General features: G+C 30.4%; 8 protein-coding genes. 1 reads left to right on the top strand and 7 read right to left on the bottom strand.

From position 1 onward, the window contains the following. Positions 1–701, top strand: a 701-nt coding sequence (locus tag ACTG3V_RS14405; RefSeq protein WP_439132873.1) for a DUF5110 domain-containing protein, incomplete at its 5' end; no start/stop codon positions are given. A gap of 380 nt (positions 702–1,081) precedes the next feature. On the opposite strand, the gene ACTG3V_RS14400 is transcribed toward ACTG3V_RS14405, so the two are convergent. The 7 genes from ACTG3V_RS14400 to ACTG3V_RS14370 all read right to left on the bottom strand — a co-directional run. Continuing rightward, positions 1,082–3,169 (bottom strand): peptidylprolyl isomerase, encoded by a 2,088-nt coding sequence (locus ACTG3V_RS14400; RefSeq protein ID WP_439132872.1) that lies wholly within the window; start codon positions 3,167–3,169, stop codon positions 1,082–1,084. A gap of 122 nt (positions 3,170–3,291) precedes the next feature. Continuing rightward, on the bottom strand, positions 3,292–4,557 hold the full coding sequence (locus tag ACTG3V_RS14395) for a hemolysin family protein (protein WP_439132871.1): 1,266 nt from the start codon (positions 4,555–4,557) through the stop codon (positions 3,292–3,294). A gap of 12 nt (positions 4,558–4,569) precedes the next feature. Continuing rightward, positions 4,570–4,773, bottom strand: a complete 204-nt coding sequence (locus ACTG3V_RS14390; RefSeq protein WP_439132870.1) for a hypothetical protein — start codon at positions 4,771–4,773, stop codon at positions 4,570–4,572. A 5-nt stretch (positions 4,774–4,778) separates the two neighbouring features. After that, complete coding sequence (lptC, locus tag ACTG3V_RS14385; RefSeq protein WP_439132869.1) at positions 4,779–5,345, bottom strand: LPS export ABC transporter periplasmic protein LptC; 567 nt, start codon at positions 5,343–5,345, stop codon at positions 4,779–4,781. A gap of 3 nt (positions 5,346–5,348) precedes the next feature. Next, entirely contained in the window at positions 5,349–6,701 is a 1,353-nt protein-coding gene (locus tag ACTG3V_RS14380; RefSeq protein WP_439132868.1) for a tetratricopeptide repeat protein, read from the bottom strand. Between the two features lie 16 nt (positions 6,702–6,717). After that, a complete protein-coding gene (locus tag ACTG3V_RS14375; RefSeq protein WP_439132867.1) occupies positions 6,718–8,022 on the bottom strand; it encodes a hypothetical protein in 1,305 nt (434 codons plus the stop codon). After that, a partial coding sequence (locus tag ACTG3V_RS14370) for a type III pantothenate kinase (protein WP_439132866.1) occupies positions 8,019–8,595 on the bottom strand: 577 nt, incomplete at its 5' end. The genes ACTG3V_RS14375 and ACTG3V_RS14370, both read right to left, overlap by 4 nt.

The raw sequence follows: 8,595 nt of genomic DNA, 5'->3' as shown, positions 1-8,595 counted from the left end.
AAATTAGATATCAATTACTGCCTTATTTATATACTGCATTTTGGAATCACATTCAAAAAGGTATACCAATTTTAAAATCTTTGGTATTATTCGATCAAGAAGACCAACATACACATTATAGAAGTGATGAGTTTGTATATGGAGAGCATATTTTAGTATGTCCAATTCAAGAACCAAATGCTAAAGGTAGAAGAATGTATATTCCAAGAGGTAAATGGTACAATTTCTGGACGAATGAAGTAATAGAAGGTGGTAAAGAAACTTGGGTTGATGCAGATTTAGATAGTATGCCAATCTTTATAAAAGAAGGTGCAGTAATACCAAAGTATCCTGTTCAACAATATGTTGGTGAAAAAGATTTTGACGAAATTACTTTAGATGTATATTATAAAAAAGGAAAAGAAAAATCTCAATTGTATGATGATGCACATGATGGATACGATTACAAAAAAGGAAGATACAGCCTGCGTACATTTAAAGTAACTGGTAAAAATAAAGAATTCATCTTACAACAACATAAAGAGGGTACTTTTGATGCTGCTTACACAAAATTTAATGTGGTGTTGCATAACTTACCTTTTACAATTACATCAGTTCAAATTGATAATGTAGAAATAGCTCTAGAAAGCTCTGAGAGTTTTGGTACGCAAACTATTATATTAGATAAAGAATTTACTGAGCTCCACTTATTGGGAGAATAGCAAATAAATATAAATAGTGCTATATTAAATTAAAGCCTCTTGAGAATATCAAGAGGCTTTTATTTGTGTCTTAAGGTAATTAATAACGTGAGTTCGACTTAAAAAAATATTTAGTAGCTAGATACATTTTTTATTCATTGAAACGAATATCATATCTACTGAAATTGAAAAAACTTAGTCTAAATTTAGGATCTCTGAACTACTTTATGTTTCGTTTGAAATAACAACAAATTAATTTTTAAACAATTAAAGGTGTATTAGCCTGTGAAGTTAAATTGAACTCTAGTTAATATCTACTTACAATTTTCTATCAATAATAATCATAAAAAAATCCGTTCAAAACTATGAACGGATTTTTATAATTATATATGAATTAAAGCTTAATTGGTGTACATCATAGCTCTATTATCTTCAATATCTGAAGCTTTTTTTATAGCTTCATAAATTTTAAAAGTTTGTCTTTTTCTAGTATCTGCAATTCTTTTTCGGTTAGCATCGTAATTTGGTAAAGCTGTTGGTAACTCTTTTTTAGTTACTTTAAATGTATAAACACCTCTACTACCTTCAATAGCATTATAAATTTTATCTAACGCTGCATTATACATTGCACCAACAATTTTTGGCTCTACACCAACACCTGATAAAGTAGGACTTTTTAAAGTAACATTACTTGCATTTCGTATACTTGTATTGTTTGCTTTAGCTATTTCTTGTAAGTCTGTACCTTGTAATTTATCTTTCAATATAGCTGCCTTCTTTTCATTTAATAAAATTGGTCTTACCCTACTTATCGCTTTTTCAACAGTCATTAAACCTTTTTCAGCAGCATAAGTTACAGAAGCAACTACATGACTACCTTCTAAGTCAAAACGCTTAAAGTCACCAACTTCGGTATCACTATTAAATGCCCAGCTCACTATTTGTCTTTCTTTTCCTAAGCTTGGTACATTTTCATCTAAAGCTTTTAAACCTACAGCTGGCATTACTCTATAGTTATTTTCTTTTGCAACTTCAGAAAAATCACTTGCTTTAGAAACTGCTAAAGCAAATTCTTCAGCTTTTCTAAAAACATCATTTTCAGTGGCTTCAGAAGGAACTATTTTTCTACCATAAGTAGCTAATTTTAATACTTTTTGCTTATTTTTTTGATCATCAATTTTAATGATATGAAAACCAAAAGGTGATTGTACTACATCCATATCTCCTTCTTTTCCTTCAAAAACAAAATCTCTAAAAGCAGGTGTCATTCTTGTATAATTAAACCAATCTAAATCTCCACCTTTAGCAGCTGAACCTTTATCAGATGAAAATTCTTTCGCTAATTCTTCAAATTTACTTCTTCTACTTTTTACAACAGCAAACAAACTATCGGCTAATTGTTTTGCCTCATCCTCTGTTCTTGTAACATCTGGTGCCACTCTTTGAGAACCCACAAAAGGAATTAAAATATGACTTGCTCTTGCAGAGTCTGGCATTTCAGTAACTGCTGTTACTTTAGAGATCTTAAAAAAGTCTTTATCTTTATAAGGACCTACTACATCTCCTTCAGATCCTTCAAAAATATCATTTGCCACAACTTGATTTAAAGAACTCTTAAATTGAAAGTTGGTATTTAAATTAGTATCTGAATCATTTTCTGATAAGAAAAGTTGATTGTCCTTAGCAGCTTTAAAATCTTCAATTAACGAAGCAACATCATTTTTAATAGCTTGTTCATCTCCAGGGGTTGCTTTAATATCAAACTTTACAAAAGAAATATCTCTTGTTGCATCCACTTTATAATCATCAGCATGACTTTTTATATACGCTTCTACTTCAGATTTTTTTATTTGTACTAAACTATCAGCAACTGAGGTGTATGGTACATATACAAACTGAGCATTTAGTTTTGTATTGTCTATCATATAAGCCAATTCACCTTCTTTTAAAGAAGCTCCTAAACCAGCAGTAACTAAGTTATTGTAGGTATTTCTTTCGGCATTATCTCTAATTTGATTCATATAATTAGACCATTGCCCCCATAATTGTGTTTGTTGATCTTTCTCGTTAGCTAAAAATTGTTTAAATTTTCCTTCATCAAACAAACCTGCTTCGTTTTGGTATTGTGGATTATTTTGTACAAACTGTGCACTAATAATTTCATTCCAAACGTCGGCTTCACCAATGGTAATACCTGCTTCTTCTAGTTGGTTTGAGTATATTTTTTTTCTTACAATATTATCCCAAACTGTTTTAGCAGCTTGCATTTCAGAAACTCTACCTCCTGTTTGTTGTTTGTAAGCTTCTAATTCATTAGCAAATTCTTGTCTTGAAATAGCTTCTCCATCTACCTCTCCAATTTCATTTACCTTGCTTGAATTAAAAAAATCACCTAAAGATGATGGGTCTAATACAAAAGCAAAAAGTGCTAATCCAATAATGATAATTAAGAACATTGAGCGTTCTCTAATTTTCGATAAAACTGCCATACGATTTTTAATTTAATTTCAGTGGGCGAATATACGATTTTTGGTTTTAATTCCGCAAACGATTTTATAGTTAATCGCTATAAATAAAAAGTTGTTTTTTAAAAGCAAGGAACAACAAAAAATTAGTCTGTTTCTTTAGCATTTTTAACAGAAACCTCATCAATCTTGGCACCACTCATTTTAAGTATTTTAATTTCAAATCCCTCAATTTCAATATGTTCTTTTTCTTCAGGAATATTCTCTGTATGCTCTATAATAAAACCCCCTAAAGTTTCATAAGCTTCTGATTTTGGTATATTTAAATCATATTCTTCATTTAAATAATCTACTTCTAATCTTGCAGAAAAATGAAATTCGGTTTCTGTAATTTTTTCTTCTAAGAATTCTTGTGAGTCATGTTCGTCTTCAATTTCGCCAAACAATTCTTCTACAATATCTTCTACAGTTATCATACCAGAAGTTCCTCCATATTCATCTACCACCACAGCTACACTTTTTCTTTTTTTCATTAAGATGTTCAGAATATCGTTAATCATCATCGATTCTGGAACAATTTCTACAGGTAGCAAAATTGATTTTATTGTTTTGGGCTTCTTAAACAACTCAAAAGCATTTACGTAACCCAAAACATCATCTAAAGAAGTTTTATATACCAGAATTTTAGACAAACCTGTTTCTATAAATGCCTTTTTTAAATTGGTTACTTTTTCATGAATTTCTACAGATATAATTTCTGTTCTTGGCACCATAATTTCTCTTGCCTTAACATTATGAAAGTCTAGGGCATTCTGAAAAATTTGAATTTCAGAATCCATTTCATCATCATCATTCCCTGTTTCTAGCTGTTCGTTTATATAGTTTCCTAGTTCTTCTTTACTAAATTCAGTTTGTTGTTCATCTGCATTTGTTTTAAAAAAAACTCGAAGAAAAAAGTCTGAAATGATGGTAATAAACTCAGAAAAAAAATGAAAAATCGTATAGAAAATATAGGCAGGAAAAGCAAATAGTTTTAAAACCTCGTTGGCATAAATTCTAAAGATTGCTTTGGGTAAAAATTCTGCTGTAACTAAAATAACAATAGTAGATATAATGGTTTGTATTAATAAAATTGTGAATTCGTTATAGGCTGATGAGGGTATAAACCGAATTAAAAGTTTCCCCATATAATAACTATAAATTACCAATGAAATATTATTACCTACCAACATTGTGGTAATAAATTTTGATGATTTTTGGGTAATTTTAGTAAGAATTTTAGGAATAAAACCCTCCCTTTTCTTCTCTAGTTCTATATGCATTTTATTAGCAGACACAAATGCAATTTCCATACCTGAAAAAAATGCAGATAGCAATATAGAAAAGATGATTATAATGAGTTCAACCTCCATTATAAGGATAAATTAGTGCTTATTTTGCTCATTTCTTTTTTGAACTTTTTTTCTAAAATGTCTTTTAAAGAAAAATACTAAAGTAATAAAAATTGCAAAACCGATAAAGAAATAAGATCTATTTCTATCTGAATGCCAACGCATTACCCCTTCAACCAAACAAATAAATGCTACCATTAAATAACCGTACTGAAAGAATTTCCAAATTTTGTTCATATCAATTAATCTTCTTTTGTTTCTAGTTTACCTGTTGTTTTTTTAGCCAAATGCTTTGTTAAATCTTCTTTAGATTCAAAACCAATACCATAAATGGTATCATTTTGCTTAATTAACTTAAATGGTTTTTCGGAAATAAAGTAATTTGTTTTTTGATCCCAAAACAATTGATCTGTTTCTAAAATTGATTGGTCTGTATGATTCACTACAACCACATTACCTTTAATTTCTGAGATTGATGTTTTTTCGTAAGATAATGCATAATCTCCAGTAATCGTAATAGAGTCTGCTCCTTTATTTTCGAAATTTACAATTTTTATTCCTGACGGAAATTCGTTGTAAGGATGTTCTTTTCTATTGGTAAAATCTAATAGTAATGGTGTAATAAGTTTAGAGGTAATTCTACCAGAATCTTTATAAACATGATAAGCATCTATAGATTTGCCTATGGGTAGGTTTTTATCAGCTAAAAAATCTCTTGCTTTTTGGGTATTATTTGTACAAGAAAAAAGCACTACTGTTATTAAACAAACAGTAGCACTTCTTTTTATTATTTTAAAAATATATTTCATTTGTTAGTCGCTAGTAGCAACCTTTACAGTTTCTCCAATCCAACATTTAATGGTAAAAGATGATCCTGCTTTAATACCTTCAGTAAAGATTACTTTTTTACTTGGTAAGTTCGCTTTATAGGTGGCAACGTATTTTTTAGCTACAGAAGATATACTTGGGTCTACAGATGCAGCTCTTCTTGCTTGGCTTAATGCAGCAGCATACACCATTCTTTTTTCAAACTCATTAGATCCACAATCATTTACACTAGCTTGATATAATCTTGCAATAAACAGATATGCTTTTCCGTAATTTGGATTAAATTTTAACGCCTCTCTAGCTAAACTTCTAGCTTTAGACAATTGTCCTCTAGATTTAGCTGCTTGTGCAAATTTTAATTTTGTTTTTGCTTTCTTTAAAGGGTCGGTTTCTAAATCAAAAGCTTTTTGTCTCATTTCTGCAGCACCAGCAACATCTCCGTTTTTTTCTAAGATACCTGCGTAAAAAGAATATGAATCTGGAGAAGGTGTTGCCTCTGCATACGCCTTTGCCAATTTTTCAAATAATGGATCTTCTTGACATCCTTTATTAAACATTCTAGATACTGCTCTTCTTAACCAAGTTTCGTTGGTTTTATTACTTTCAAAATCTCTATTGTAAATTGGCACCAATCTTTCGCAAGTTGCAATTTCAGAAATAATATTATCTAAACCACCTTCAATTTGCCCTAATGCTTTAGAGTTAATTCTGTAGGCTCTTAAATATCTTTTCTCTTTAGCGTCTAAAGTTCTCGTTGAATCACTTAATTTAATAATCTTTTTAGTGTAATCATCTAATTTTTCACCAACAGACTCGATTACATCATCATAGGTATCAAAAACCTTTTGTGGTTCTACATCTTTGTATTTATCAGTTACCAATTGAAAATATTTATAAATGTTTTTAACACTCATATCTTTAGGAGATATCTGATATGCTTTTTCTAAAATTACAAAAATTTCATCATCAGTTCCTAACTTATTTTTTGCTAAGTAAGTGGCATAATCACTATGTGCTTTTGCTAAATTATTCTTAGAATCATGGTGTTCTGGAAAGTATTGCAATCTTTGTTCGTATACTTTTTTTGCCAAAGCAGGATCTTTTTTAACATCTTGAGCAATATCGGCACCATATTTGTAAATATTAACAGACAAATCTTTACAATTCTCCATTAAATAGGTCCAGTTCGCGTAAGCCTCATCATATTTTTTTGATTTAAAATCACCTTTAAAAAGGTTGTATTTAACCAAACATTCTCGATTTGCATCAGCTTGTGCGTTAGTTTTTGCAGTACTAAAAAACACAAATACTGCTAGTAAAAACGTAATTTTCTTCATTTTGATAGTTTTTCTGTTAATCTATTTTTCTTTTTACGAACCATTTATCTGACAAAGATAAACTTAATCTAAAATTAAAATAATTTTCTTGTATTAAATTGTTGCTTATGGTTCCTCTTTTACCAAATTCAAATCCTGTATTTATAGTGGATAGGCCTTTTAGTGGTAAACCTAAACCAAAAGATATGCCAAAGTCTTTAATTTCTGTAAAATTAGCATTATTTGTTCCGCTATTTACCAATAAACCTGTATTTTCATATCGTAAACCTGCTCTATAAGTAACTCTATTCCAATAACTTGAAATAGAATTTACCTTTGGTAAATAAAACCCACCAACAGCTATTCGATTTCCTTTACCAAAACGATATGCTGTAGTATTACCAAAAATACTAGTGGTTGAAATTGCATTTTTATTTTCGTACTCTATCCCTGCGTACCATTTATCTAACTCGCCAACACCTACCCCTAAAATTGTTTTTACTGGCAATTTAAAATCGCCATCAATGTCCATTACTTTATCTCCATTTTGATTTACCAAAGTATCTCTTACTGTTTCTACTCCATTGCCAGACAAGGTTAAACTATACGTAAGGCTCTCACCACTAACACTTAAATCGTTGCCTAATTTTACAGTTGCACCAGCAGTTACCATAAGGTTATCTTTCAAAACGTTTTCGTACTGCGCACCAAACTTTAAAGAACCACCTCTTAATTCAACAGCTTCTTTATATTTTGTTGCTAAAGCCACGTTTACCAATTGGTTGGTAATGCTATTTTCTACATTTCCAAAACTAAAATCTCCTTCAACACCTAATGACAGCCCTTTGTAAACTTTAATTCCAAAGCTTCCATAAAATCGATTTACACCTCCACTACCTTCAAATAAGGTAATTTCATTAATGGAAGTTCCATCTAATGCAAAATCAGTGTTTGTTAACGAATAGCCCACAGAAGATATTGGCTGCATACCAAAAGAAAAACCTGCTTTATCACCTATAGGAAAAGCCAACGCAACGTATGAAAGTGTTGTAGAAACACTATTTTGTTTTGTATTGTCTGTTTTTACGGTTAAATCATTATTTAACAAACCTAAAGAATAGGTACTGTATCTTAAATTGGCGTAAGCAGCAGGATTGGTAAAATTTAAATATTTGTAATGACTAAAAGCCACACCTATACCCCCCATTGCACTTTGCTCTACTGTAGTTGTGCTAAACTCATCACCAATACCAAAAAAAGAATATGGAGAAGAACTGGTTCTTTGCCCCATAACAACAACAGAAGTTAATAGTAAAATACTTACTACAATATTTTTAATCATTCGTTTTTGTTAAAAATCAATATTTTATTTAATCCTTCAAGGAGAAAATTTTGATTGGCAAATATGCTACTTTTTAATTGTTTTGACAAGAAATTTGCATCACCACCTGTTAAAACAACTGTTAAATCTAAATATTTGTTTTTATACTGTTCTATAATACCCTTAATTTCTTGTAAAACTCCGTTAACAACACCAGAATGTATACTTTCTATGGTACTATCTCCAGTAAAATTGGTGGGCTGTTTAATTTCTAACAATGGCAATTTAGCTGTGTAGTGATGTAATGCTTTGTATCTCATTTCGATACCAGGCGAAATTGCTCCGCCAAAATATTTTCTTTGTTTATTCACAAAGTCGTATGTAATGCATGTACCTGAATCGATTATTAAAATATTTTGATTGGGATATTTTAGTACCGCTGCAAAAACCAAAGCAAGCCTATCTACCCCTAAAGTTTTTGGAGTGCTATATAAATTTTTAAAAGGGAGTTTCATTTCAGCAGAAACGCGAGTTAAAGGCACTAAATGCGCTATTTTTTCTAAAGTTTTTTCTGAAATTGAGGCTACACTCGAA

The sequence above is a fragment of the Polaribacter sp. genome (genome assembly GCF_965660385.1).
GTDB lineage: Bacteria > Bacteroidota > Bacteroidia > Flavobacteriales > Flavobacteriaceae > Polaribacter.
This window is presented reverse-complemented; position numbering and strand designations above follow the sequence as displayed.